The sequence below is a fragment of the Aeromicrobium sp. P2_G6 genome, assembly GCF_056403535.1.
In genome coordinates this window covers 651,456-677,769 of sequence record NZ_JBFUFH010000002.1, presented here as the reverse complement: position 1 = coordinate 677,769, position 26,314 = coordinate 651,456, and the positions used below count along the sequence as shown (strand labels likewise).

At 66.1% G+C, this 26,314-nt stretch carries 24 protein-coding genes; 11 read left to right on the top strand and 13 right to left on the bottom strand.

Going from position 1 to position 26,314, the window contains the following annotated elements; translation table 11 throughout:
* Positions 1-53: 53 nt before the first annotated feature.
* The 9 genes from AC1DVU_RS09810 to AC1DVU_RS09770 form a co-directional block, all read right to left on the bottom strand.
* On the bottom strand, positions 54-1,763 hold the full coding sequence (locus AC1DVU_RS09810) for an ABC transporter ATP-binding protein/permease (protein ID WP_476922246.1): 1,710 nt from the start codon (positions 1,761-1,763) through the stop codon (positions 54-56).
* 37 nt (positions 1,764-1,800) lie between these two features.
* Entirely contained in the window at positions 1,801-2,625 is an 825-nt protein-coding gene (locus AC1DVU_RS09805) for a class I SAM-dependent methyltransferase (RefSeq protein WP_476922245.1), read from the bottom strand.
* 175 nt (positions 2,626-2,800) lie between these two features.
* A complete protein-coding gene (locus tag AC1DVU_RS09800; RefSeq protein WP_476922244.1) occupies positions 2,801-4,075 on the bottom strand; it encodes an MFS transporter in 1,275 nt (424 codons plus the stop codon).
* Entirely contained in the window at positions 4,072-5,442 is a 1,371-nt protein-coding gene (locus AC1DVU_RS09795; RefSeq protein WP_476922243.1) for an MBL fold metallo-hydrolase, read from the bottom strand. Before AC1DVU_RS09795 ends, AC1DVU_RS09800 begins: the two co-directional genes overlap by 4 nt.
* Complete coding sequence (locus AC1DVU_RS09790) at positions 5,439-6,107, bottom strand: ArsR/SmtB family transcription factor (RefSeq protein WP_476922242.1); 669 nt, start codon at positions 6,105-6,107, stop codon at positions 5,439-5,441. Before AC1DVU_RS09790 ends, AC1DVU_RS09795 begins: the two co-directional genes overlap by 4 nt.
* Positions 6,108-6,423: 316 nt before the next feature.
* The gene (locus AC1DVU_RS09785) at positions 6,424-6,945 is read right to left on the bottom strand and encodes an aminoglycoside phosphotransferase family protein (protein ID WP_476922241.1); all 522 of its coding nucleotides are present in this window, start codon (positions 6,943-6,945) and stop codon (positions 6,424-6,426) included.
* Between the two features lie 244 nt (positions 6,946-7,189).
* On the bottom strand, positions 7,190-8,068 hold the full coding sequence (locus tag AC1DVU_RS09780; protein WP_476922240.1) for a hypothetical protein: 879 nt from the start codon (positions 8,066-8,068) through the stop codon (positions 7,190-7,192).
* On the bottom strand, positions 8,065-8,895 hold the full coding sequence (locus tag AC1DVU_RS09775; RefSeq protein WP_476922239.1) for a VTC domain-containing protein: 831 nt from the start codon (positions 8,893-8,895) through the stop codon (positions 8,065-8,067). Before AC1DVU_RS09775 ends, AC1DVU_RS09780 begins: the two co-directional genes overlap by 4 nt.
* Complete coding sequence (locus AC1DVU_RS09770) at positions 8,892-9,530, bottom strand: DUF4956 domain-containing protein (protein ID WP_476922238.1); 639 nt, start codon at positions 9,528-9,530, stop codon at positions 8,892-8,894. Before AC1DVU_RS09770 ends, AC1DVU_RS09775 begins: the two co-directional genes overlap by 4 nt.
* Before the next feature lie 169 nt (positions 9,531-9,699).
* On the opposite strand from AC1DVU_RS09770, the gene AC1DVU_RS09765 reads away from it, so the two are divergent.
* Both AC1DVU_RS09765 and AC1DVU_RS09760 read left to right on the top strand, forming a co-directional pair.
* Entirely contained in the window at positions 9,700-10,404 is a 705-nt protein-coding gene (locus AC1DVU_RS09765; RefSeq protein ID WP_476922237.1) for a response regulator transcription factor, read from the top strand.
* Positions 10,401-11,852 carry an ATP-binding protein gene (locus tag AC1DVU_RS09760; RefSeq protein ID WP_476922236.1) on the top strand — a complete coding sequence of 484 codons (1,452 nt, stop codon included), beginning with the start codon at positions 10,401-10,403 and terminating at the stop codon, positions 11,850-11,852. Before AC1DVU_RS09765 ends, AC1DVU_RS09760 begins: the two co-directional genes overlap by 4 nt.
* A 133-nt stretch (positions 11,853-11,985) precedes the next feature.
* Here AC1DVU_RS09760 and AC1DVU_RS09755 read toward each other — a convergent pair whose 3' ends face one another.
* Genes AC1DVU_RS09755 through AC1DVU_RS09745 form a run of 3 tightly spaced genes read right to left on the bottom strand, consistent with a single transcriptional unit; the run spans position 11,986 to position 14,766 of the window.
* Complete coding sequence (locus AC1DVU_RS09755) at positions 11,986-12,471, bottom strand: GtrA family protein (protein WP_476922235.1); 486 nt, start codon at positions 12,469-12,471, stop codon at positions 11,986-11,988.
* Positions 12,458-13,219, bottom strand: coding sequence for a polyprenol monophosphomannose synthase (locus tag AC1DVU_RS09750; RefSeq protein ID WP_476922234.1), 762 nt, complete (start codon positions 13,217-13,219; stop codon positions 12,458-12,460). Before AC1DVU_RS09750 ends, AC1DVU_RS09755 begins: the two co-directional genes overlap by 14 nt.
* Positions 13,216-14,766 carry a hypothetical protein gene (locus AC1DVU_RS09745; protein WP_476922233.1) on the bottom strand — a complete coding sequence of 517 codons (1,551 nt, stop codon included), beginning with the start codon at positions 14,764-14,766 and terminating at the stop codon, positions 13,216-13,218. The genes AC1DVU_RS09750 and AC1DVU_RS09745 overlap by 4 nt, the downstream gene beginning before the upstream one ends.
* A 91-nt stretch (positions 14,767-14,857) precedes the next feature.
* Between AC1DVU_RS09745 and AC1DVU_RS09740 the strand changes: the two genes are divergently transcribed.
* The 9 genes from AC1DVU_RS09740 to AC1DVU_RS09700 all read left to right on the top strand — a co-directional run bounded on the left by AC1DVU_RS09740 (position 14,858) and on the right by AC1DVU_RS09700 (position 25,187).
* Positions 14,858-15,520 carry a response regulator transcription factor gene (locus tag AC1DVU_RS09740; RefSeq protein WP_476922232.1) on the top strand — a complete coding sequence of 221 codons (663 nt, stop codon included), beginning with the start codon at positions 14,858-14,860 and terminating at the stop codon, positions 15,518-15,520.
* Positions 15,517-16,830 (top strand): sensor histidine kinase, encoded by a 1,314-nt coding sequence (locus AC1DVU_RS09735; RefSeq protein WP_476922231.1) that lies wholly within the window; start codon positions 15,517-15,519, stop codon positions 16,828-16,830. The genes AC1DVU_RS09740 and AC1DVU_RS09735 overlap by 4 nt, the downstream gene beginning before the upstream one ends.
* Positions 16,831-16,898: 68 nt before the next feature.
* Entirely contained in the window at positions 16,899-17,729 is an 831-nt protein-coding gene (locus AC1DVU_RS09730) for a COG4705 family protein (RefSeq protein ID WP_476922230.1), read from the top strand.
* Positions 17,730-17,794: 65 nt separating this feature from the next.
* Positions 17,795-18,481: a phosphatase PAP2 family protein gene (locus tag AC1DVU_RS09725; RefSeq protein ID WP_476922229.1), complete on the top strand. Its 687-nt coding sequence runs from the start codon at positions 17,795-17,797 to the stop codon at positions 18,479-18,481.
* Positions 18,482-18,490: 9 nt separating this feature from the next.
* Positions 18,491-19,108: a VTT domain-containing protein gene (locus AC1DVU_RS09720; RefSeq protein ID WP_476922228.1), complete on the top strand. Its 618-nt coding sequence runs from the start codon at positions 18,491-18,493 to the stop codon at positions 19,106-19,108.
* Positions 19,109-19,159: 51 nt separating this feature from the next.
* On the top strand, positions 19,160-19,957 hold the full coding sequence (locus AC1DVU_RS09715; protein WP_476922227.1) for a COG4705 family protein: 798 nt from the start codon (positions 19,160-19,162) through the stop codon (positions 19,955-19,957).
* Positions 19,958-20,396: 439 nt separating this feature from the next.
* Positions 20,397-20,864, top strand: coding sequence for a DUF2231 domain-containing protein (locus tag AC1DVU_RS09710; protein ID WP_476922226.1), 468 nt, complete (start codon positions 20,397-20,399; stop codon positions 20,862-20,864).
* 223 nt (positions 20,865-21,087) lie between these two features.
* Positions 21,088-24,897, top strand: coding sequence for a MobF family relaxase (mobF, locus tag AC1DVU_RS09705; RefSeq protein WP_476922225.1), 3,810 nt, complete (start codon positions 21,088-21,090; stop codon positions 24,895-24,897).
* Positions 24,855-25,187, top strand: a complete 333-nt coding sequence (locus tag AC1DVU_RS09700) for a transposase (protein ID WP_476922470.1) — start codon at positions 24,855-24,857, stop codon at positions 25,185-25,187. Before mobF ends, AC1DVU_RS09700 begins: the two co-directional genes overlap by 43 nt.
* A gap of 728 nt (positions 25,188-25,915) precedes the next feature.
* Here the strand turns inward: AC1DVU_RS09700 and AC1DVU_RS09695 are convergent.
* On the bottom strand, positions 25,916-26,053 hold the full coding sequence (locus AC1DVU_RS09695; protein ID WP_476921766.1) for a hypothetical protein: 138 nt from the start codon (positions 26,051-26,053) through the stop codon (positions 25,916-25,918).
* Positions 26,054-26,314 lie beyond the last annotated feature (261 nt).

Sequence of the window (26,314 nt, the reverse complement as noted above, 5' to 3'; positions counted from 1 at the left end):
TCGATGAGCTGATCGTGAGGCATGTCGGCATGCAAGGCGGGGCGAGTACCCCGTCAACGACGCGATCTGCGTGTGCTGTGGACGAGAACCGTCCAGGTGGCGATCAGGAAGACGGCGGCGAACGCTGCAAGGATCAGCCAATAGGTGCCGATGGACATGGTGCCCGCATCGCCATATGACTCGAGCAGCGGCGGCCCGAGTGGTGAGCCGCCCTCGGCGAGGATGTGTCGCGCCCCGAGGTCATTGCCGATGGCCTCGAAAGCCCAGCGGGTTGGGATCACGGCACTTAGGGCTGCGCCCGCCCCGGCCATGAGGTTCACCGGGAGGATGGCCCCGGAGAACAAGACTGCGGGGAAACACAGCATGGGCAGCGCAAGCGTCGCCTGCGGCACGGTTCCAACTGCGGCGGAGGTGAGCAGGCCGAGGCCGAGGGCCGCAACGGAACACAGAGACAGACCGACCCCCATCGAGATGTATGTCGAGAATGGGCGACTGGGCAGTCTGTCCAACAGCCGAAGCACGCCCAGCATCCCCACGACCACAAGCAGGAGGAAGGGCACCAGAACCGTGACCTTTGAGGCCACATAGGCGCCGAGGCGCAGTCCGACCAGGTGCTCGCGCCGCAGGATCGCTCGCTCGGTGCAGATCTGCAGCAAGCCGTAAGTGAGTCCGAAGAAGAACGCTGCGAAGACTACCCAGAAGCCGATCATCACCATCGAGCTTGGGCTCGGGTCTTCGAAGTCGAACGCGCCCGGCTGAAAGAGGATGGCGAACATGCCGATGACCATTGCTGGAGACCCGACGAGGATCGCGAGCGTCAAGCGGTTGCGCACGAGCGTCTCCAGTGTCCGCCGGGTGAGGACACCCCATTGCGTGAGCCCGCTCGCCACCGGTCGCCAGTTCACGGTTTGGTGACGTGCGTCGCGAACTGGCTCGGCAGGGCCCACGAGGGCTGAGTGGTGACTGCCGTCTGGATCCGTCAGGTGCCGGTAGAGCTCGTGCACCGAGCCGACGCCATACAGCTCAAGCGCCTCATCGAGAGTCCCGACGAAGCCGAGTCGCCCACCATGCGTCACGCACACGACACGATCGCACGCAGCGAGGTCGTCGACCGCGTGCGTGGTGAACACGACCGTCGCCGACCGGCTGGTCAATTCGCGCAAGTGGCCGATCAGCTCGGAGCTGGTGATGGGGTCGAGGCCCGACGTCGGCTCATCCAGGAAGAAGACGTGCGGGTCGGTGAGCAGCTCGACGGCGATGCTGGCGCGTTTTCGCTGCCCACCGCTCAACGAGGCGACCCGGACCTCAGCCTGATCTCTCAGGCCGACGGCGTCGAGTGCATCACGGACCGCTCCATCGACGTCCGCCGCCGTTGTCGACGACGGGAGCCGCAGACGGGCCGCGTAGCGGAGCGTGCGTTCAAGGGGCAGGTCGACGTGGATGATGTCGTCCTGCGGCACGTACCCGAGCACACTGCGAAATGTCCTCAAGTTTGCGTACACGTCGACGCCGTCGAAGCGCACCGAGCCTGAGTCAGCGGGAGCGATGCCCGCCACCGCCTCCAGCAACGTCGTCTTGCCGGCGCCGCTGGGACCGACGATCGCGACGAGCTCGCCAGGGGCGACAGCGAACGACACGGCGTCAAGCAGCGTCAGGTGGTCTCGGTTGCGGAGCCTGACCTGCCGGGACAACTGGTCGACGTCGATACGGATGCCGCGTCGGTTGAGTCCTGTGATGTCGTCCTGCTGCAGTCGTTCGGTCACCGGTACTCCTCGTGGGTGGGGCGTCCCCTGGCTTTGGTCAGACGTTCACGGTGACCTGCAGGAAGGTCGCAGGAATCGAGGTTGTGTCGGCGTTCGGGCTGGTGTTCTGGCTGGTGAACAGCGCCGCCAGCTCCTTCTGCAGAGCCTCGGTCCTGCCGTCCGCATCTGCTGCGGCAAAGGCGTTCATGGTCGGCCCGTAGTACTCACGGAAGGTCGCAAGCAACTCTGTCGGAGCCGTCGGGAACTCGAAGGTGTAGGTCTGGCGATCGAACGAAACCCGCTCGGCCGGGACGCCCGCCTGCCCGAACCGCTCGATGACGTTCTCCTCCACGCCCCACGTCATCGGGCTGATGAAGCCCTCCGGCGGCGGCGGAGAGTACGAGCCGGAGATCCTCAGGATCTGGGCCACGAGGGTCGGGTCGTTCGGGATCCAGTTGCCCATCACGATCCGGCCGCCTGGCCGGGTCACCCGGACCATCTCCTTGGCGACATCGAACGGGCGCGGGGCGAACATCGCCCCGAAAATGCTCACAACCAGGTCGAAGGAGTCGTCGGCCAGGTCGTCCAGGTGTGAGCCGTCGCCCTCTTGAAACCGGCAGTTGCTCAAGCCTTCTGCCTGGGCCCGTTGGTTGCCCGCCGCCACCAGGTTGCCGGCAATGTCCACGCCCAGCACATCCGCGCCGAGCCGCGCCGCCGGCAGGGCGGTCGTGCCGTCACCGCAGCCGAGATCGAGCACGTGCGTTTCGGGCGTGATGCCCAGGCGTGCAACCAGAGCTTCCCCGCTGGCGCGCATCGACGCGGCGACCTGGGTGAAGTCGCCCTTCTCCCAAAGTTCCTTGTTCGGGTTCGCTGTGACAGTCATGGCTTCCTCCTGGATGGACGGTCGGCGGACCCGGCCGCGGATTGAGGGTCTGGGTATCCAACTGCTATTCAAGACCTTGCTTGATTAAGCACCACTCGAGTCTTCCTTGTCAAGCAAATTCTTGAATTCAATAGACTCAACCGTTGCCGCAACGCGCAAGGTGGAGGCTGACAGATCACGTGTGGCGGCGGGTCTCGTACATGCGGGTGGCCACCAGAGCGCCCGAGAGCGCAGTCAGCGCTGCCACGGTCCACACCGCAGCGCGTATGCCCCACAGGTCCGCGACGGCACCGGACAGGGCGGCGCCCACCGCGAAGCCGCCGTCGCGCCAAAGGCGGTAGATGCCGACTGACCGGGCCCGCCACGCAGGGTGGGCGACATCGCCGATCACGGCAAGCAGAGTTGGATAGACCATGGCGGTCCCTGCTCCGAGCATTGCGGCGCCGACGGCCCAGAGCGCGAAGGTGTCGGAGGCTGCGACAAGGCCGAGGGCAACCGCTTGGGTGAGCATGCCGTCGACGATCAGGGCTTTACGCCCGATGCGGTCCGACAATGCACCGGTTCCGAGTTGTCCGAGACCCCACACCGCCGGATACAGCGCAGCAAGGATGCCGATACGCCCTACAGACAGCCCACCGCTGGCGAAGAGGAGCGGGAAGAGGCCCCACGCCAAACCATCGTTCAGGTTGTTCACCATCCCGGCCTGGCACGCCGAGGACAGGGCCGGCTCGCGCAGGCTGGTCTGGGCGAAAACCTCGCGCTGAGTGAGTCCTCCGTGCAGGAGGGCCTCGCTGCCGTCGGCCTGGGGCACGTGCGCGCGAGCCTCGGCGTCGGCGTAGCTGCGGGTCTCTCGCACGAACAGCGTGGACAGACCCAGTCCGAGCGCAGCGAACGCGATCCCGAGGTAGAACGGCTCCGGGCGCAGTCCCTGCTCGGACGCGATGTAGCCGGTTGCCAACGCGGTCGCGGCAACGGCACCGTAGCCGGCCGCCTCATTGAGCCCCATCGCAAGCCCACGCCGCTCCGGACCGACCATGTCGATCTTCATGATCACGGTGGTTGACCACGTCAGCCCCTGGCTCACGCCCAGGAGGATGTTGGCTGCGACCACCCACCACCACGAGGGTGCCCAGATGAGCAGCAACGGCACCGGCACGGCGACCAGCCAGCCCGCAACCAGCACCGGTTTGCGCCCGTAGCGATCCGACCAAGTCCCAGCCAGGTAGTTGGTGGCCGCTTTGGCCACGCCGAAAGCCAGGATGTACGTCATCCCGGCCGTGTAGGCGTCGAGGTGGAACTCCTGATCGGCGAGCAGCGGCAGAACGGTGCGTTCCTGGCCGAGCATCCCGCCCACCAGCGCGTTGACCGCGACCAGCAGCGAGAACTGGGCCAGATTGGCGCGCAGCCCGAGACGTACGGACCGTGACCGATTCGTCGGGCCAGCCGTCACGGGTCGGACTCCAGCTCGACACCGTGGGAGGTAGCCCAGTCCGAAGGCCCGCCGAGCAGGACACTCACGTCGTTGCGGCCGGCCCGCTCCAGGACACTGGCCGCGGACATCGCCCGCTCTCCGTGTCCACACATCACCGTCACCGGCCCGCTGATCGACAACGCCCGTGCGTCGGCGAGACTCCCCAGTTCGTGGTGCTCGGCGCCCGGTAGGTGCCCGGCAGCGAACTCTGAGTCCTGGCGGATGTCGAGCACCCGGTCGGCATCCGTCATCGTGGTCGGCACGACCAGCGTCGTCGAGGTCGTCACCAGATCAGCCTCGGTCCAAGCCGCGATTCCCCCGGTCAGCTCACCGGCGATGTCATAGCCGACCTTGGCGGCCTGGCCGAGGATCTCGTCGGAGTCCTGGTTGGGATTGCGGAGCACAACGACCACGGCACCTTCGGGCAGCAACCAGCCGAGCCACGTGCCGAACGCCGGGCGGAGCTCGATCGACAGCGATCCGGGCACATGCGCTGCGGCGTACTCCTCGATCGGACGGACGTCGACGACCGTCGCCCCTTCTTCTACGAGTCGCTGCACATGCTCAACCGTGAGCGGCGCAAAGGTCAACGGCTCTGGAAGCACTTCGGGGCCGCGGCGGTTGGCCTCCCCCAGCCAGCGGAAGTACGTCGGGAAGGATCCCAGCGAGCCGAGCATTCGGGCCACGAACGCATCCTCGCTCGGGGCCGCCAACAGCGAGTTGGTGGCTCGCTCGTGTCCAACGGTGCTCGTTCGCTCAGACCCCGGCGGCGAGGTGCAGAAGCTCCCCGCGCCGTGGGTCGGCCAGACGGCGACCTCGTCGGGCAAACGCATCAGGCGCTCGAGGGAGTGATACTGCGCCCGAGCCAATTCCTCGGTGCGGTCGGACGCGACGAGGTCGGTCCTGGCCGCCGCACCGACAATGAGAGAGCCTCCCGTGAACACACCGACGGGCGAGTCGCCGTCCAGGAGAAGAAATGCGAGATGTTCGTCAGTGTGACCCGGCGTCGCCCAGGCGCGTAGCACCAGCCCACCCAGGTCGACCTCGTCGCCGTCGCGCAGGCCGCAATGCGGGAAGGCACGATTCCCAGCTCCGGATGCCAACACGACCGCGCCGTCGGTGGCAGCGAGCTGCACCGCCCCGGAGAGGAAGTCGGAATGTAGGTGAGTGTCAGCGGCATACGCGACGGTGAGCCCGCGCCGTTCAGCCAGTTCGCGGACCGATCGCAGGTCACGTGCGGCATCGACCGCCAAGGCTCGACCGTCACCGAGGTCGACCAGGTAGGCACTGTTGCCCAGACCCACGTCGACCAGGGCCTCGATTCTTACCCCGCCCACCTCTCTCACGAGGATCGACCACTCACCGGAAGTCGGGCCGCGGCCCACTCGGGGAAGCCGTCCTCCAAGCGGGATGCGCTGACCCCGCGGCGCGTGAGGAGCCGCACCGCCTCGTCCGCATACACGCAGTAGGGCCCGCGGCAGTAGGCCACAACGTCAGCGCCGTCGGGGATCTCCCCCAGTCGCGACTTCAATGCCTGGGGTGGCACGGAGATTGCACCGCGGATGTGGCCGGCCGCGAACTCGGGCTCGGGGCGTATGTCAAGCACGACGACGTCGCCTTGCCGAAGGCGGGCCCGGAGCTGGTCCCGGGTCACGGTGTTGAGCTGGCTTCTGTCCCCCAGGTAGTCGGAGGCGAGGCGATCCAGTTCCGCGACATGAAGCTCGGCCACCTCCCGCATGGTGCGCCACAGTGACCCGACGATCGGACTGGCCAGCGAGTAGTGAATTCGAGTGCCGTCTCGGCGGGAAGTGACCAGCCCTGCCTTCAGCAGCCGTTGCAGGTGCTGCGAGGTGTTGGCAACCGACTGATGGATCTCCGTTGCCAGTTCCTCCACGGATCGCTCGCCTTGTGCCAGCACGTCGACGAGCTCCGCCCGCCGACCATTTGCGAGCGCCTTCGCCGCTTCGGCCAGCGCGTCGTACAAGGCTGCTTTGGCCTGATGGTCGCCCATCCGTGGTCACCTCCGAAAATGTTGTTCAAGACTTCTCTTGACAAGCATGCCACACGATTCTGTCGTTCAAGAAATCTCTTTAGAGATCCGCTTGACCGACTTCCAGGATCGTCACCCAGTGGGTCAACGCGCCAAAACCAACCTGTTTTCAGCGCGAGCGGACGTCGGTCGGCCCCGGTCAAAGCGTGCAGGCGAGCAGGTAGCGCCGGTCCGCACACGAGCCACGGATGACCGCGCCGTTCGCTCAGTTGGCCGGCCGCAACCCAGCCAGCGACTTCGACAAGCGCTCTTAGGCACACGACCCCCTCGTGCCAGCTCAAAGAGCGATCGTCCAGCAAATGCCCTGCGAGTTCTGGTACTCGGCGTGGAACCGACGCCCCAGAAATCGACCCGCTATTCGGGCAAGCGGCCGCAGTGGCCGCGGGACTGCCACCGGCGGCTCAGTCAGGATCAGCCCGGTGAAGGCCACATCGTAGGTTGCTGGCGCGAGTAGCGCCGCTGACGAGTCGAGAACCGTGATCGACCCACCCAAGGTGACCAGCACATTGAACGGATGCAGATCGCCATGACAGATCACATCCGGCTCACGCATCGGTCGATGCGTAGCGAGCCAGTTCACGACCTCGGCCAAATCCTCTCGAGCGAGCAGCCGCGCGGTCCGCGCCGAGACTCTCTCCCACTTGGCCCATCCCAGGCGTGAGTGCCGGACGACGCAAGACGGTCGCGCACTGGCGTCGGGTCGAGCTGGTGCAAGCGAGCCATGGAGTCTGCCAGCACCTCGGGGAGCTGACGGGCAGGTCTCGGCAGAGCCGTCACGGCGCCGAGACCCCTCAGCCACGCCAGCATCGGGTCCCCTGCGGCAAGGTCCATGATCATGAACTCGTGCCCGAGGCCGGAGTCTGGTCGTCCGGCGAGCTCGACGGCCGGGGTCGGATACCCCTGGACGGCAAGCGTTGATGACCGTCGTTGAGGAAGAACGGCCATTTTCGATCGGCGGGTTGCACGAACGGCCTAGTCTGACGCGATGTTGACAGCTCCACTGAGTCGGCAAACTGAAGTGCTTAGACGACACTCCGATATGCCTACTTCGTCACCGATTGATGCCCACGAGTGACCAAAACGTATTGACCGATCATGTCGCCGAGCAGGCTGCCGACGGTGATGTCGCTGCTGACATGGCCGGCCATGTAGAGCCGTGAGTACGTGATCTCGCCCTCCATCCATCGGTAGTCCGCGATGCGGTGGGGTTCGAGTTGGCCGAGGTATGTCCGCGCTGCGGCGGCTCGCGCGGCGTGACGGGACGGATATGAGCACGGGCAGACCGCGCCCTTCTTGACGGTGTGGTCGGTGCGCAGCGACGGGTCGAGGACGTACGGCGCTGGTTGTTGGTAATTCGTGCCAAGGTCGTCGGCAGCTGTCTTGGCCATGCTGAGGATGAGCTTGAGCTCCTTCTTGTCGGCCTTGCCGGTCTTGGCGGGCTCGAGCTCACGTTGGTCGTGCAGGTAGAGCTTCCAGATGTCCTTCTTGCCGTGGGCTTCCAACCACGTGGCGGCCGCGACTCCGGCGGGGGTGCGTTGCTTGTCGAGCGCCTGGACTTGCTTGAGCTGGCGTTGGCGCTGCGCGACTGACGGCGGCGCGGGCACCTGGGTTTCGACCCAGGCCAGGAATGCCTTGTCGTCGGGCGCGGTCCCGTGGGTCTTCCACCACGACGCCATGAGCGTCGTCGCGGTCTTGACCTGGGCAGCGATATCGGCCGAGATCGGCGCGATCTGTGCGTCACTGAACAGCGTCGGTGGCGGGCTGGCTCTGATGCGGTCGGTGGCGGAGAGCTTGGCCGCGTTGTCGGCGACGAGCGGTCGCGCGAACCCTGCTGCGACGGCAAGCACCGCCAGGACTAGGACGATCAGATAGCGAAGCCTGATCCGGCTCGGAGATTTGGTGGGAGGTGTATTGCGGGTCATGGGTGTCCGTTCGGCGAGCTGGGGTGGAGTCTGGAGTGCAGGCTGGTGCCGCGGAGATGCCGCAGGTCGTTGTCGGCGATCTCTAGTCGTATGAGTGAGGTCGCGGCGACGTACTTGCTGAAGGACCGCGGCCGGGCGCCGAGACTCGTCAGCACGCGATCCGCCCGCGTGGAGACTTGCCCACCCTTGGTCTCGATCAACACGTAGTTCTCATCAACCCAAGCTTCACCCCCGAGAAGCGTTGCCAGCAGGTTCCAGTCGAACGTGACGCGGGTGCCAGCCTTGAGATCGGCAAGGCTGGCCCGGGCGTACGTGACTTCTGCCGTCGGGACGAGCGCATCGACCTCGACCTCAGGGTGCGTCACTGCCAGAACCGTACGAACGAACTCGTGCTCAGCGCCTTCGAGGCGGGCATAGTGGCCAGGGTTTGAGGGCGCGACGGTCTTGATCGTGTCGCCGCGGCCGTTCTTCGTCTTGACCTCGATGCGGCACAGCTGGTCCTCGACGTAGAGGCGGCTCCGGACCTTCCATCGGCGGCGGCGGCGCTGGACGTGGGCCTTCGATGAGCTGAACGTCGGTGTGTCGAAGTATGTGCTGCGGTACGTCGTTGATCGGCGACCGGCAATCTGCAGCACGGCGTGACTTCCGTCGAGCGCGTCGACCAGGCTGCGGGCTGTCTCAACCGGGACCAGGTACTTGCGGTCGACACGGTGCAGGAGGGCCGCGTTGTCGACTACCGCTTCCAACGAAACCGGATGCAGCTGGGACAAGAGCAAGAGATCGGTGAGGCTCTCGCCCAGCTCGGGCTCGTGGCGGAGCGCGGTCACGCGTCCACCCGCTCGGCGTCCGGTGCAGAGCTGGCGTCCGGCGCGTCGGTGGCCTGCCAGACCTGGTCGGCGACTGCATACCTGACGGCAACCCGGGTGGTCTCGCGCACGAAGTCGACGTCGTCAATGATGACGGCGACGATCGGCACGGCCAGTTGGGCGGACAGCTCGAGGCGAGCTTCCTCCGGATCCAGGACCAGATGGTCCATGGTCAGGCGCATGACGCGGGTTGCGGGTTGGGTGCGGGAGTCGTCGGTGACCGCGACCACCAGCACCAGTAGAACGTTGAGGACCACGACGAGCCACAGCTGGCGCTCCTGGAGCCCGTTGACGAGCCCGAGCACCAGGGCGATGAAGGTGTAGGCGACGTCCTTCAGGGTGAACGCGGTGCTCCTCAGCCGGACCAACGAGAGCAGACCGAACAGGCCGAAACCCACGCCGGCCTTGAAGCTGCCGGCTGAGATCGCCGACAGCGCGGCGAACAGACCGATGTTCAAGACCGCGAACACCAGCGGCATCGCCGGCGCGGAGTGCCGGCGCCGATACAGCCAGCCCACCAGCACGAACAACGCCAACACGTCAATGCCAAGCCGGACCAGGAGCCCGGCTGCATCCGAAGACAGGACCGTCCCCATGAGTCCCCACCGCCCTTCATTTCCCTGTCGGATCCACTGACCCGATCCCTGGATCAACGCTAGGAATTTCAGATGAAGAGAAAATGAAGTCTTCGCCCCACTCCGGGGCCCGGCATGAGCGGTTGTCGACTTTCATCGAGACTTCACGTAGCCGAACTACTCTGGAAAGGTGACCAGCCGCGGGCGCGTCCTGATTGCCGAAGATGACGTGCGACTGGCGGGCATCCTCGCTCAAGCCTTGTCAGAGGCCGGGTGGCAGACCGAGCTCCACCACGACGGTCGAAGCGCCCTCAAAGCAGCGCTTCCCGGTGGTTCGGAACGCGACTTCGATGTCCTCCTGCTGGACTGGATGCTGCCTGGCCTCGACGGCATGGCGGTGTGTCGTCGCCTCCGTGAGCTCAGCGTCAGCACGCCGGTGATGATGCTGACTGCGCGCGCCGGGGTTCCGGACCGCATCGCCGGGCTCGATGCCGGCGCGGATGACTACCTCGCCAAACCATTCGACCTGGATGAGCTGCTGGCCAGGATCCGAGCCCTGCACCGCCGAGCATCTGCTCCGGAACAGCGTGGACCACTGCGTGCTGGCGACCTCGAACTTGATCCGGGTTCCAGGCGCGTCACCCGCGGCGACGCTGAGATCGATCTGTCGGCGCGCGAGTTCGACATCCTCGCACTGCTGCTCGATCGCGCCGGGCAATGCGTGACGCGATTCGCGATCCTCGACGAGGTCTGGGACGGCGACACGGATCTGAAGAGCAACGTGATCGACGTGCACATCGCCACCTTGCGAACGAAGATCGACAAACCTTTCGGCACCCAGACGATCACCACCCTGCGCGGGGCCGGTTATCGGGTCGACGCGGACCCCCGATGAGGACCCACGGAGGCCGGCTCTCCCGTCTACCACTGAGGGTGCGCCTCGTCGCAGGCTTCTCGGCCACCATGCTGCTCGTGCTGACCGCGGCAGCAGCGTTCGTGTACTGGCGAGTCCAGTACGCCGTCGACCACCGACTCAACACAGAACTGGCCAAGACCGCCCGGGTTGTCGCGCCATTGGTCACCTCCACAGGCGAGATCTCCGATGACGACGCGCTGCACGCCGCCGGCGACCACTACCAAGTCCTCGATCGAGCCGGCCACGTCCTGACCGCCGACAAGACCGCCGGCCCGAGACCCCTGCTGAACCGCAGCGAGATCCGTGCCGCACTTCGGCATCCGCTCCGAAAGGATGTAGGAGAGTTCCTCCCCGCCAGCGACCGGCCGCTGCGGGTCTACGCCAAAGCACTGCCCGCTCGCGCCAACGGCGCTGCCGCCGTGCTGGTCGTGGCGACCAAACGCAACCAACGCGATGAAGCGCTGCGCGAGCTCCTGGGACAACTCGTTGCCGCGGGTTTCGGCGCCCTGATCATCACGGCCCTGGTCGGCGACCGCTTGGCCCGCGCCGCACTGAGACCAGTCGAACGCTACCGATCGCAGGCTGCCGACATCGCGTCCGGAGCCTCAGGCGTGCGACTCGACATCCCCGTTAACCGCGACGATGAAGTCACCCGCCTCGGCCATACGCTCAACGACGTCTTGTCGGCCCTCGAGGATGCCCTCGAGCACGAGCGGCGGTTCGTCAACGACGCCAGCCACGAACTACGCACCCCCCTGACCCTGTTGACCAGCCGCGTGCAGCTCGCGCTGCGCCGGCGTCGCAGTGTCGCTGAGTATGAAGGCATCCTCGAGGAGATCGGCACGGACGTGGGCCGTCTGTCCCGGCTGGCCGAACAACTGCTCGCCCTCGGCACCGAACAGTCCGCCACCGCCTCAGCCGAGTCCGCGGACCTCGCCGCAGTGGCTCTCAAACGAGTTGAGCTCCGCCGCTCACTGGCGACGCCTGCCTCACCGTTCAGCGCTCCAGACGCCCTGCACGTGGCGGCGTCAGGGCCTGCCGTCGTCGCGGTGGGATCGACGCGTCTCATCCAGCTGATCGACAACCTGCTCGACAACGCCGCGCTCCACGGTGCACCGCCTGTCATGGTCAGGGTGGAGGCCATCGACGAGTTGGCTCGGCTTGCCGTCGCCGACGCGGGCGACGGCATGCACCCGAGCCTGCTCAGCACCGCCACCCAACGCTTCGCCCGATCACCAGATGCCCGAGCACGTCCCGGCTCAGGGCTCGGACTCTCCTTGGTGGACATCATCGTCGCGGGCGCGGGGGGTCAGGTTCGCCTGTGCTTCGGTGGTCACCACGAACGGTTCGGGGCGGCTCTGGATCTGGAGTGCGACCACGACGATCGCATGACGATCACGGTGCTGTTGCCGCTCCGGCAAACATGACGGAAGGCGACGTCTTTGACTTCAGGTGACTCTCGGATGTTTGCGTCGAGGCGGGTCCACTCCCGTGCCGGGCGTGTTCGAGACGCTGGTCGACGCGATGACGGTCGGTACGGGAGCGCGGGAGCAACCCTCGCTATGACCAGGACTTCACCTGTCGGCCTCGAATCGCACCTGGATCAGGTTCCGCGGTCGCAAAGACGAATCGCTTGTAAGACCAGTATCGGAACAAGGTGCCGAGACCAAGCCCGATGACATTCGCTGAGATGTTGTCGGAGACTCTGCTGGTCAAGCCGAGTACGTCGTGCGAAATCGCCAGAGTTAGGACGGAGAGCCCGAGGCCGATGACGTTGAAGAGGACGAAAAGCGCGACCTCACGGTGACGGCCACCGGCACTTGCGCCGCGCCACGTGACGGCTCGATTGCCGATGTACGTCACGACCATGGCGAGGCCTACGGCGACAGTCTTTGCTACCGACGGATCCAGGGCGACGAAGACCGGAGCCGACCGAAGGCAGTTGAAGGCGGAAATGTCGACGATGTACCCGACACCGCCCACAGCAAGGAAGCTGACGACCTCGGGACTCGACAGACGACCAGCAATGCGATCAAACACGAGCATCGATCGTCCGTTCTGCCCTCGCCCCAGCGACCGTACGCCGGCCGTGGCGGAGCTCGTGCCAGCGCCACGCCAGAACCCGGAGCACCGCCTCTCGGACGATTTCTGGTGACATCTTCGACACACCTATCGTGCGGTCTGTGAAGGTGATGGGAACTTCGGTGGTGCTCAGGCCGAGGCGGGCAGTCCGCCAGGTGTTCTCGATCTGGAACGAGTAGCCGCTCGACTGTGATCCCAGCGCTCCAAGCTTCACGAGGGCGTCGCGGCGGAAGGCTCGGAACCCTGCCGTGGCGTCCCGCACCCGCAGACCCAGGACGATGCGGACGTAGGCGTTGCCTGCCCGTGAGATGAGACGCCGGCGCAAGGTCCAGTTGCCGACGCCACCGCCCTTGACGTAGCGCGACCCGATCGCAATGTCGGTCTGCTCAAGGGCAGCGACGAGTTCCGGGATCTTGGCGGGCGGATGTGACAGGTCGGCGTCCATCTGGACAATCACGTCGTGGCCGCGATCCAGGGCCCAGGCGAATCCGGCGCGGTAGGCCGCGCCGAGCCCGTCCTTCTGAGGCCGGGTCAAGAGGTGGATCTGGGTGGGATACTTCGGATGCGCCTTCACGACCTCTCCGGTGCCGTCCGGACTGCTGTCGTCGACGACGAGGATTTCGATGTCCGGGGCTGTGCGCAGCACCGTGTCGAGCAAGATCCGGACGCCGAGCGCCTCGTTGTAGGTCGGGATAATGACCACTGGGTTCATGGGATGAGTTCCTTCATCGTGACGAGTGGCGTGGTGGCACCCCGGCAGTCGCCGACGATGCGAGGTGTGGGCCGGTCGACCCCGTTTCGCAGGAAGATGGCGTGGCCGCAGAGGCGGGCGACCCGGTGGTAGTCGTGATCGAGAATCAAGCCGGTCTGTGCAGTGTCAAGTCCCCAGGAGTGGACGTGCTTGCGGATCACGAACCAGGTCGGCGGCTCAGGTCCACGAAGGACGGCGTCCAACTGGGTGAGCTGAGGGTCGATCGTCTTGACCGGGAGGCTCCAGAGCTGCGTATACGGCGAGGTCAGGCCCGATGCGAACGTCAGGTCGGCGTTGCCCCAGGCGTTCACGATCGTGTCGTTCGGCATGGAGGAGGTCGCGATGGCCTGTCCCACGGACCTTGCATCAGTCCCCTGCGGCCGGACCAAGCTCGCACCCCATGCGACGGATCCGGCCAGAAGCACGTATGCGATGACTTTCCGGGCGGCGAAGCCCTGACGGGCCACCAGGACACCGGCAGCGATCGATAGCGGCGCAGTGAGCTCGACGAGGTAGTGGTGCCAGTAGTTGCCGCCGAGCAGCACCGAGATGCCGGCGAACACAGTCATCGCCACCAGCGCCAAGAAGGAGGTGTCGTGCCGGCGGCGCGCCACCACATAGTGGATCAGCGCGAGCAGAACGAAGGCGAGTCCGCTGGCAGCCACGGCGATCAACAGCTCGTGAAGCCTGACCGAGGAGTGAGCGCGGCCTCCGGCTGCCTGGACAGCGTCGGCCCGGAGCCGGAAGGGGTACATCGCATCGAAAACCTCAACCAGCGATGTCCCGTGCTCGACGGTCCACAGGGCCAGCACCGAGATGACTGTCGCAGCACCGCCGACAGCTCCGGCGGCCATCGTCCAGAAGCGCCGGCGACTCAGCTCGCCGCGCCAGACGGCGACGATCAGAGCGACGAATCCGAAGGCTGCCGCGTCTGCCAGGTTTTGCTTGATGAGCATGGCGGAGATAGCCAGTGCGCCTGCCGCTGCTGAACGCGCGACGGCCTCCTTGCCGCGAACGGCGCGCAGCCCGGCCAGTACGCAGATGACACCCCCGAGCACGAAGGGTGCTGCCAGCAGCTCACCGTTGACCTCATATCCGCCCAGGAGCGGACTCATGCTGAGACCGGCAGCCGTGAGCGCGGCCCACTGGGCGGCAGCCTGGCCGCCGATCATCTCAGCGGCACGAGCCACCCCGAGCACTACGAGCGCCACCGCAACGCACCCGATGAGGCGAAGGGCCGTCAGCCCTCCCAGTGCCGAGGCGGCACGAAAGATCGTGATGAGCAGGGGTGGACGGTCGACCCAGTACTTGCCATACAACGATCCGCTGGCGCCGTGCCACTGGGCGCCGACGATCAGGAATCCACCTTCGTCGGGGCTGGCGGCGTGTCCCAGGAAAGGTAGACGGGCGCTCACGGCGGCCGCGATCGAGGCACCGGTCGTCCAGGTCGGAAGTTGTGAAGCGCGAGCAGCCGGCAACCGGGGAACCGGAAGAGCCAAGGCTGTCATGGGGCCAGATTGCTGCCCCGAACCTGCACGCGACCTGACTGCGCGGACGAACCATGCGACGTGGCGAGGCGCCGTGGTGCACGATGGCGGCATGACTTTGGTCGGCATCTGCGAGGACGATTTCGACGTCCGTCGCGTCCTCACCGACGCGCTCAAGATGAACGGGCACGAGGTCGTGATCGCCCGCAACGGGCGGGAGGCGGTGGACAATCTCGGCGTGCGAAGTGGGGTCGAAGTGCTGATTCTCGATGTCGGACTCCCCGATGCCGACGGGCGCGACGTCTGCCAGGCGTTGCGCGCCGGTGGGCAGCACGCCCCAGTCCTGTTCCTGACGGCCTTCGACGGGGTCCATGATCGAGTCGCGGGCTTCCACGCCGGCGGCGACGACTACGTGGTCAAACCGTTCGCGATCTCGGAAGTTCTGGTGCGCGTCGCCGCGCTACTCCGTCGGAGTCGATCCGAACCCGTTTCCATCAGTGGCTTGACGCTCCACCCTGACCGGCTCTCGGTCGACGCAGGCGGCCGGGAGGCAACGTTGACGCCGACGGAGTTCCGTCTGTTGGCCGCGATCGCCGCCGATCCCAGTACGATCACCCGCCGGCGCGCGGCCGTCGCCGCGGCGTGGCCAGATGGCGCCATCGTCAGCGAGAACACGATCGACTCGTACGTCCGGCGTATTCGGGTCAAGCTCGCGTCGATCGACTCGTCGGTCGAGCTGACGACAGTCCGTGGAGTGGGGTTCACTCTTCGATGAGGTTCTCGCAGCGCACTCTCATCTCCCGGATCGTCTGGACGACTCTGGTCGTCACGGCCGTCGCGATGGCCGCGATGGTGGTCACGGTCATGCTCGTGCTGTCTGCGTTGACGAACAAGAACATCGAAGCCCGGCTGCGCGATCAGCTCACAGCTGTCTCGTCGACGGTCAAGGTCGGACCTGACGGAACTGTGACGGCGCTGGAGACTCCTGACGACACGATCGATGACACCACATGGATCTACGAGGCGGACGGCACCCTCGTCGAAGGTCCCCGGGTGGGCCAGCGGCTCACATCGACTGCGGAGTCGCTGTCCGCCGTGCGCAAGCAGACCCGGCTGGACCGGCACGAGCGTTCCTTCCTCGCCGGGCCGGTACGACGCGACGGGAAAGTGGAGGCTGTCGTGGTCGTCGAGGCGCCGCTCGAGCCGTATGAGTCCACCCGCAACCTCACGCTGCTGGGCCTGCTCGCGCTCACGTTCACTGTGACAGGCGGCTCAGCGGCGATCGCTGCATGGACGGTCAAGCGCACCTTGGGACCAGTCGAGTCGATGGCAGCCCAGGCCCGGGACTGGAGCGAGCATGACCTCGAGTCCAGGTTCGACACGACCGCAGCTGACGACGAGTTCGGCCGACTTGGCCGAACGCTCAATGTGCTCCTCGACCGCGTGGCCGGCGCGCTGCGCAGCGAACAGCAGCTGACCTCCGAGCTGGCTCACGAGCTCCGGACCCCGCTGACCGCCATCCGTGGTGAAGCAGAGCTCACCATCATGGCCTCGCCCGGCCCCGTGATCACCGAGCGACTCGACCGAGTCGTGGCCCTCGTCGACCGCATGAGCACCACCATCACCTCGCTGCTCGCGATCGCCCGCAACGATGCTCGTCTCGACACCCGCACGACGGCGACAGCCCTCGTCAACGAAGTTCTCGAGCATCGCCCTGACAGGCCGGGACTGACCGTCTCGACTCACGATGGGGAGGACGTGGAGATTTCGGTGCCGGCCGAGCTGGCCGCACGCGCTCTGGGGCCCATTGTCGAGAACGCGTTCATCCATGCGCGTACCTCTGTCGAGTTCCGGACAGTCACCCACGAACGCTCGATCGAGATCATGGTGAGCGACGACGGCGTCGGAATCGCCGCCGACGATGTGGAGTCCATCTTCCGGTCCGGCGAGCGCGGGATCGATTCAGACGGTGCAGGGCTAGGCCTGGCCCTGTCGCGACGCGTCGCGCGCACGCTGGGCGGCGACGTGAACGTGACGTCGCCAAGTTGCCCGACGACCTTCACCCTCACCTTGCCTCGCTCCTAGAACACCTTGCCTCGCTCCTAGAACATCAGTCAGGTTCTTGGCAGGTGGCTCCGCACAAGGTGTAGCGCATGACTCAATCACCTGCACCGACGTCCAGCCGTGAGGCGAGCCATCTCGACCCCGGAGCCTGGACCCGCACCTTGCTCAACAAGGTCCCTGAGGTCACCATCTTGTTCTGGGTGGTCAAGATCCTGTCGACCACCGTCGGAGAGACCGCAGCCGACTACCTCAACGAGAACGTCGGCCTCGGCCTCTCGGCCACCACCGCCATCATGGCCCTGCTGCTGGCCGCCGTGCTGGTCGTCCAGTTCACCGTTCGGCGGTACATCCCGTCGATCTACTGGCTTGCCGTGGTGCTGATCAGCGTGGTCGGGACCCTGTTCTCCGACAACCTCGTCGACAACTTCGGGGTCAGTCTGTGGACCACCACGGCACTCTTCGGCGCGGGGCTCATCGTCTCGTTCGTCGCCTGGTTCCGCAGCGAGCGCACGCTCTCGATCCACTCGATCGTGACCCGCCGGCGCGAGGCGTTCTACTGGCTCGCGATCCTGTTCACCTTTGCGTTGGGTACGTCCGCCGGCGATTTGATCGCCGAGAAGCTCGCCGTCGGCTACTTCCCGTCCGCGCTCATCTTCGGCGGGGTCATCGCCGCGATCACCGCGATCTACTACGGCTTCAGGACCAACGCCGTCCTGGCGTTCTGGGCGGCGTACGTCATCACCCGGCCGTTCGGCGCCTCGATGGGCGACTTCCTGACTGCGCCGACCAAGGACGGCGGCCTGGGCCTGGGCACCAACGGCACCAGCGCCCTGTTCATCGCGATCATCGTTGCGTGCGTTGTCTGGTTCACCGTCAAGGCCCGGCGCGAGGACCGCGAACTGGTAACCGCACCCGTCTGACCATCCGAACTGCCCCGTCCAGACCGCCCCGATGGTGTGGGCGGGGCCCCCATTTGAGGCTCCACATGTACGAACCGGCTCGACTCACAACCCTCACCGCCACCCTGGTCGCAGCTTCGATTGCCGGAGTGCTTGCGCTCGCCGACTCCGCCCGCGAGCACGACGGTGTCTCAGCTTTCATCGATCCACACGTCGCTGCCGATGCAGTCGACGTGCGATCGGATCCACTGACCGCCGCCGCCAAGCTTCTGACCTTGATCGGCAGCGAGGCGGTCGTCGGCTTGCTGGCCTTGCTGCTGATCATCGCCCTGCTCGAGCGGCGCGGCCCGTTCTTCGCCATCTGCGCCGCAGTCGCCATGGGCATGTCCGCCTCCCTGACACTCGGGGTCAAGCAGCTCGTGGCACGACATCGCCCGGGCCCAGGAATCCGACTCGGAGCCGTCGACCACACGTATTCCTTCCCGTCCGGTCACACCCTCAACTCCGCAGTGTTCCTCGGGCTGGTGGCGATCTTGTTCCTCCCGTTGCTCCGCTCGCGCCGACAGCGCATCGCTCTCACCTGCGGCCTGGCGTTGCTCGCGATCGGGATCGGCCTGAGCCGCCTCTATCTGGGCTACCACTGGGCCAGCGACATCATCGCATCCTGGCTTCTGGCGGTCGCGATACTGGCTCTTGTCGACCTCGCCAGCAAGATCTGGGGACCTGGCTCCGTCTCCCGTGCGATCAGGCGGCGATCAGGTTCGCGCACCTAGCGTGACGCCATGATCGCCATCCTGACTCCGCTGCTGTACTCCCTCGGCCCTGCCGCGCTGCTGCTGGTCATGGCGGTCGTCTTCGCCGAGAGCGGACTGCTGGTCGGCTTCTTCCTGCCGGGAGACTCACTGCTGTTCCTCGCCGGCGCCCTCGTCGCCTCGCGCGTCATCGGCCTTCCGATCTGGTTGCTCGGCCTCGGCGTCTTCGTGGCCGCCGTGGTCGGTGACCAAGTGGGCTACTCCATCGGAAGGCGGCTCGGACCGCGGCTGTTCTCGCGTCCGAACTCGCGACTCTTCTCCCAAGCCAACGCAGACCACGCTCGCCAGTTCTTCGACACCCACGGCTCCGGTGCGGTGATCCTGGCGAGATTCGTCCCGGTTGTACGCACATTCGTGCCCGCCGTCGCCGGGATCGCGCACATGCCGCGACGCCGCTTCAGCACATACAACGTCCTCGGCGCCGCCGCTTGGTCGGTGCTGATCGTGACAGCCGGTTATCTCTTCGGCGGCATCACGTTCGTCGCGACCCACATCGAGCTCATCACCATTGGGCTCGCCGGCCTGTCAGTCGTCCCCGCAAGCGTCGGGTACATCCGTAACCGTCGCTCACGTGCAGTCAGTGCGTGACGGCGTGACGGTCAGGTTGCAATCAGGTGCGGACGCCTAGCGTCCTGTCCCGTGCCCACACGAACCTTCCGCGCGACCAAGGTCCCCGAGGTCTTCCTCCTCTTCTGGATCATCAAGCTGCTGACCACCGGGATGGGAGAAGCCGGCGCCGACTTCCTCGGGTCTGTCAGCATTCCTTTGGCCGCCGTGATCGGGATCGGCGGATTCTTCGTGGTCTTGTGGTTGCAGCTGCGAGCCGAGGCATACCACCCGGTCCGCTACTGGACCACGGTCCTGAGCGTCGCACTGTTCGGCACGATGATCGCCGACGGCCCGCACGTGGCACTCGGCACTACGTACGCGGTGGACTCTGCGATCTACTTGGTCCTCCTGTGCGGGCTCCTCGCATGGTGGAAAGCCAGCGAAGGCACACTCTCGGTCCACTCGATCACGACCAGTCGTCGCGAACGCTTCTACTGGGGTGCCGTCCTGCTCACCTTCGGCCTGGGGACAGCAGTTGGGGACGCGACCGCCATCGAGATCGGTCTCGGGTTCGCGTGGTCGATCGTGCTGTTCGGAATCCTTATCCTCGTGCCGTTGGCCTTGTGGCGAGTCGGGCTCGACGCCACCATCGCGTTCTGGGCGGCATACGTGCTGACTCGCCCACTTGGCGCGTCGGTGGCCGACTGGCTCGGCAAGTCGCACGCAGCAGGTGGACTCGGCTGGGGTGACGGGACCGTGACCGGGCTGGCCCTGCTGATCTTCGCCGCCCTGGTCACGTGTGTCGCTGACACGCACAGCGACACCGAGGGTGCGCACGGCCCCGTTCGGGACGCCGAACTTCCGGAGGACGAGCTCGACGCGGTCTAGGGTGTCCAGCTGCGTTGGGAGTCGTGGCGAAGGCCAGGCGTGCCGACCTTGTGGCGGTCGTGTTGATCGGCATCCTTGCCCGCTTCGTCACCGACGGCATCGTGATCACTGAAGGCGTCTGAGGGTCCACATCTCTCTGATCGGCTCCTCATCGATCAGGTCGTGTGCAGGTCACCACCTGCATCGTGGAACCGTGAATGCCAGCGGCCGACGACCCGGAAACCACCACGGCCGACGCTTTGGCGCAAGCCGGCGGGTGCGTCGTGACCTGCTACTCAGTGCCGCCCTGCTGTGTGCACTGATCTGCTTTCAGTTGATCCGCTTGTGGAGCTGAACGGCTTGACCCACACGAACCGCGGCGTTCAGGTTTCAATCAGGTACCCGGCCCTAGGTTCCTTTACATGCCGCTGACCAACTCCGCCGACTCTGAGGACGTCTGATGCCGAACGACTTCCATGGTCTGCCATTGCATCCGCTGATCGTGCATGCGACCGTCGTCCTCGTCCCCCTTGCCGCGCTGACTGTTCTCATGGCCTCGCTGTGGCCACGATTCCGAACATGGGCGGGCCCCCTGCCGTCAGCCGTCAGCCTTATCGGACTGGCGCTAGTGCCCCTCTCTACCTCGACCGGGGAGACACTTGAACGGCACGTCGCCCACTCACCGCTCCTGAAGAGGCACACCCACCTAGCAGACGGGCTGCTGCCATGGATGATCGGCTTGGCTCTCGTGGCCTCCATCAGCTATGCCGTCCAGCGACGTGAACGAGGCAAATCCGTGCACGGTTCGATCCCGATCGCTCTCGCGGTTCTGAGCGTCATCGCGGTGGTAGGCACAACCGTGCAAGTGGTCCGGATCGGGGAGAGCGGCGCCAAGGCCGCCTGGGCCGACACCAACATGACCTCCTGAGCAACAACCTGTGAAGAAGTGCGCACGCAGCTCGCGTCCGGCACTCAAGACGGCAAAATCAACTTCGTTCGCCATGTAGACCATGGCCCACGTCAGTGCTGAGGTGTCTCGGCGCGATTGTTCCCTCCCCGAATCCGAACAAGCGAACATCGACACACCTCTTCCATTGAGGATGCCTCAAGTGGCCACTCGCGCTGATTTCTCGGCCTTGGGGACCGTGACCATGACGTTGCACAAGCTTTCGGCGGGCTCTGGGTACGAGTACTTGACCCGACAGGTCGCCGCGATGGATTCGACCGAGAAGGGTCACGCCACACTGGCGGACTACTACTCGGCGAAGGGCGAATCCCCGGGCGTCTGGATGGGCTCAGGGTTGGCTGGGATCGACGGCATCGAGGCGGGCGACGTCGTGACGGCCGATCAGATGGTTCAGCTGCTCGGCAATGGTCTCGACCCGGTGTCGGGCGAGCGGTTGGGCAGGCCGTACCGGCTGTATGACAACCAGCTCGCTGAGGATTTTCGGGCCGAGGTGGGGCTTCGGACGCGGTCCCTGAGCGCCGGGGACGAGCTCACCCCGACGGCTTCGCCAGACATTCGTGCCCGCGCTCGCACTGAAGTTGCTAGAGAGTTCTTCGTGGAGGAGCACGGTCGAGAGCCGGCCAACCCCCGCGAGCTGGACGCAGCAGTGAAGCGGTACTCCCGCCCACCGCGTACCGCTGTGGCTGGATTCGACCTGACGTTCTCTCCCGTCAAGTCGGTTTCGACGCTATGGGCTGTTGCTCCTCGTGAGGTGGCCGTGGTGATCGAACGAGCGCACCAGGCAGCGGTGTCCGATGCGTTGAGATTCATCGAGCGGGAGGCGTTGTTTACCCGCGAGGGCCTGGACGGCGCGCGGCAGGTCGAGACACGTGGGTTGATCGCGGCGGCGTTCACGCATCGCGATTCCCGGGCTGGCGACCCCGACCTCCACACCCACGTGGCAGTGGCGAACAAGGTCCAAACCCGCGGCGGCAATTGGCTCGCCATCTACGGGCGCGTGCTCTATGAGTCGGCGGTCGCGGCGTCTGAGACGTACAACACCGCGCTCGAGCGCCACCTGTCCGAGGCGCTCGGAGTCCGGTTTGACGAACGACCCAGCAACGATCGCGAGAAACGGCCGGTGCGGGAGATCATCGGCGTCGCCCCGTCCCTGAACCAGCAATGGTCGAAGCGCCGCCGCGACATCGACGTACGCCGTAGGGAACTGGCTGCCGACTTCCAGCAGACGCACGGGCGTCCCCCGGCCCCTACCGAGGCGATTGCCTTGGCGCAGCAGGCGAACCTCGAGACGAGGGCTGCCAAGCACGAGCCACGCTCGCTGGCCGAGCAGCGGGCCACATGGCGGACCGAGGCCGCCGACATCCTCGGATCACAGACCGCAGTCGACGACATGGTCACCACTGCCCTCAACCCGGTCGTCACTGATCGGGCAGTTGTGTCGACGGCCTGGGTGCCTGCGATCGCCTCGCGTGTGGTCGCCGAGCTGGAAGCGCACCGAGCGACCTGGAAGCCCACCCATGTGCGCGCCGAAGCGCAGCGGCAGGTGCGCGGCACCGACATCGAAGCCCGTCACCTCGATGCCGTGGTGGAGTGGGTGATCGACGACGTCCTGGGCCGCTTGTCGGTCGACCTGACGCCCGACCTCGACCCGATCACGGACCCCGAGAAGCTTCGACGCGCGGACAGATCCAGCGTCTACCGGCACGCCGGCCGTGACCTGTTCACCAGCCAAAGAATTCTCGACGCCGAGCAACAGATCACGGCCGCGGCCGGTCGCGGAGGCGGCCGAACCATCGCCGCCGAAGTGGTCTCCACGGCCCTGCTCGAGAGCGCTGCGAACGGCGTCACCCTCAACCCTGGACAGGCAGAACTGGTACGAAACCTGGCGAGCAGCGGGCGCCGCGTGCAGGTCGCCATCGCCGCTGCGGGCTCCGGCAAGACCACCGCCATGCGAACGCTCGCCAACGCGTGGGCCGTCGCCTGCGGCCACGTCGTAGGCCTCGCTCCATCGGCTGCGGCGGCGTCCGCGCTTCAGGCCGAGGCCGGCATCGCGTCGGACACCCTCGCCAAGCTCGCCCACGACCTCGACACCGGCCACCCCTCTCCCCTGTCGCTATCCATGGGCCCCGACACCCTGGTAATCATCGACGAGGCGGGTATGGCCGACACCTTGACCTTGGCACGCGTCATCGTCCACGCGCTCGGCACCGGTGCGTCGGTGCGGCTCATCGGTGACGACCGACAACTCTCCTCCATCGGCGCCGGCGGCGTGTTACGCGACATCGCCACCAGCCACGGCGCGGTCCGCCTGGACGAGCTGACGCGGTTCACCGACCCGGCAGAAGCCGCCGCATCCCTGGCCCTGCGCGACGGCGACCCGGCAGCGCTCGGGTACTACTTCGACCAGGACCGCGTCCACATCGGCGACACCACCAGCACCACCGAGGCCGTATTCGCAGCCTGGTCGGACGATCGTGCTGCCGGACTGGATTCGCTGATGCTCGCTCCCACCCGCGACCTCGTCTCCGAGCTGAACCAACGTGCCCAAACAGCACGACTCAACAACGCAGCCCCGCAGGACGAGGTCGAGCTGGCCGACAGCAACCGAGCCTCCGTTGGGGACACGATCCTCACCCGGCGCAACGACCGTAGGCTCGCGATCAGTCCCACGGACTGGGTCAAGAACGGCGACCGCTGGACCATCACCGAAGTCCGCAACGGGGCAGTCACTGCCCGCCACGCGAGCTCCGCCCTCCACGTCACGCTGCCCGCGTCGTACGTTTCTGAGCACGTCGAGCTCGGCTACGCCTCGACCGTCCACACCGCCCAAGGGCTCACCGCCGACACCATGCACGGCATCATCACCGGCGCCGAATCCCGCCAGATGCTCTACACGATGATGACCCGCGGACGCCACGCCAACCATGTCCACATGGCCGTCACCGGAGACGGTGATCTCCATCAGATGCTGCGACCCGAAGCTCGTGTGCCGGCCACTGCGACCGAGACACTCGAGGCGATCATCGCCCACGACGGCGCCGCTGTCTCCGCCACCACCACGGCACGCGAAACAGCCTCCCCTGCGGCACGGCTGCACGACGCGACCACCAGGTACGCCGACGCAATGCTCGCCGCCGCCGAGGACCTCATCGGATCCGATCGCGTTCACCAGGTCGCGCAACGGGCCGAGACGCTGCTGCCTGGCCTCACAGATGTCCCCGGGTGGGCGTCACTGTCAGTGCGACTGCTGCTGATCGAATCAAGCGGAACAGACGCTCACGAGACCCTCACCACCGCCGTCACCTACCGCCCACTGGACGACGCCGACGACGCAGCGCTGGTGCTCGGCTGGCGACTCCATACCCTCGCCCCCACCGATGGCGGTCCGCTCCCCTGGCTACCCGCCGTCCCCGCCCGGCTCATCAACGACCCGACCTGGGGTCCCTATCTGGCCGAACGCGCCCAGCGTGTCAGCGACCTCGCGAAGGATGTACGGGAGTCAGCAGAGGACGGAAGGCTCGAGTGGATGGCACCGATAGCCACGCTCCCCTCCGGTCTCGCGAGCGATGTAGCGGTGTGGCGTGCCGCCCACGGCATACCCGACAGCGACCGACGCCCGACTGGTCCGCGACAAGCCGACTTCGCCGCCCGCGAACACCAACAATGGCTCGACCAACGCGTCAATCAGCACCTCGACCAGCAAGGTGCAAATTGGCTCCAGCCCCTCACCGAGGTCGTCGGACGGCGCGACAACCACACGCCCTACCTCGCCGAACGACTCGCCGATCTGGTTCAACAAGGCCACGACGTCCGCCGCCTCCTCCAGACCGCCATACGCCAAGGACCACTGCCCGACGACCACGCCACCGCCGCGCTCGACTCCCGCATCACCCGACTCGTCACCGACGAGGACCGTGTCAACCGCAAGCGCAACGACGGGGCCGCCATCCGATACACCAAGCCGCCAAGGAGCGAACCGGGCATCGGGTTCTGACCGAGGTCGGCGACGTCACCCGCTTCGCCGACCGGAACAGGTTCGCGTCGTGGACTGGGACCGCGCCCTTGGACGCATCCGGCGACCGCGTCAGGCGCCGGCTGTCGCGGGCCGGGAACATTTCGCGGACGGGTTGGTTCTTGACAGTCGGCTTAGGCTCGCAGCGACGCCCCCGGTTGAGATGGCCACGGCCGGGAGTCCAGGGTTTTGTCTCCCGGGGGCGTCGTACAAGCGTTGGAATCTCGACGCGCCAAACGAAACTGGTCCCAAGCGAGGCCGCCGCCGGTTAGCGCGGTGTGTGATGGATCACCTTTTGGGGCGTTCGTTCACGGGCGAAGGTCTAGCGCCCTATTCTCGACACGGCCGCCCCGCAGTGACCTCCCCCCCGAGGGTTACTGCGGGGCGATCGTTTCTGCACGACTCAACAACGAACCAGCCGAAAGATCCGAAAAGTCCATCTAGAGGTCGTACGGCTTCGGGTCCGAGCAACCGACGGCTGAAGCGACGTAAAGACGCAAGATCCCAGTGCCCGGAATCCGCCTGGGTGGACACATGCGACCTTGACCGACAGCCACTCTCCGTCAGTGCAGTTCTTCCATGTCTCGTCGGTAGACAACCGCGACTCCATCAATCTGCACGGACTCGACTGGAAGTTGATGGGCGCCGCACGTGGCATTGCGGGGAGCGCCACTCCAGAAGTGGAAGGCTGCCAACACGAGTTCGAAGCGCGACCCAGCTGCTAGAGGGACGGTTACCACTACCTGCCAGCCCCCATCGACCGACATCAGTTGAGTCATCTCCGAACCGAGGATGCCTCCCACTAGGTGTATTGCTGCGTCTAAATCGATCTGATCTTGGGCCCGATTTGGGATAGTCGCGGGAGCCCCGTTCCGGTTCACACCAGCGACTCCGGCAAACTCCGCCGGGCACCAAGCTGCCCGCTGAGCCGGAGCGCTGCGCACGGGCATGCCAAAGGGCACCCACCGTGGTGAGTGCCCTGGGACCGATCAGTTGCTGCTCAGTCCCAATCGATGCGGAGCTGCGATGCGCCGCCACCATTGTTGCCGTGGTCGCCGGGGGCAGCGGTTGCCGCGGGCGCGACTCCCACGACCGTCAGGACCGTCACAAATGCTGCGGCTACTAGACGCTTGAACACGATGTGCACCTACTCCTTAAAAGACCCAAGGGCCGCTTCTCTTCCGGAAAGACTATTCCGCCCCTCACACCAGCGTCAGCGAAACGAGAAAACCTGTACGGATGCCCTAGAGGACGTCGTTGACACGTCGCCCGGCGAGAATGCCAGCGATGACAACGGCCTGTCGGGGCGTTGGCGCTCGGAAAACTCGCTTTCCTGGCCAACTGGCGGCGGTCAGGCGCTGCCTCGCGCCCGTCTCCGAAGGGCCGTGACTCAGCGCAC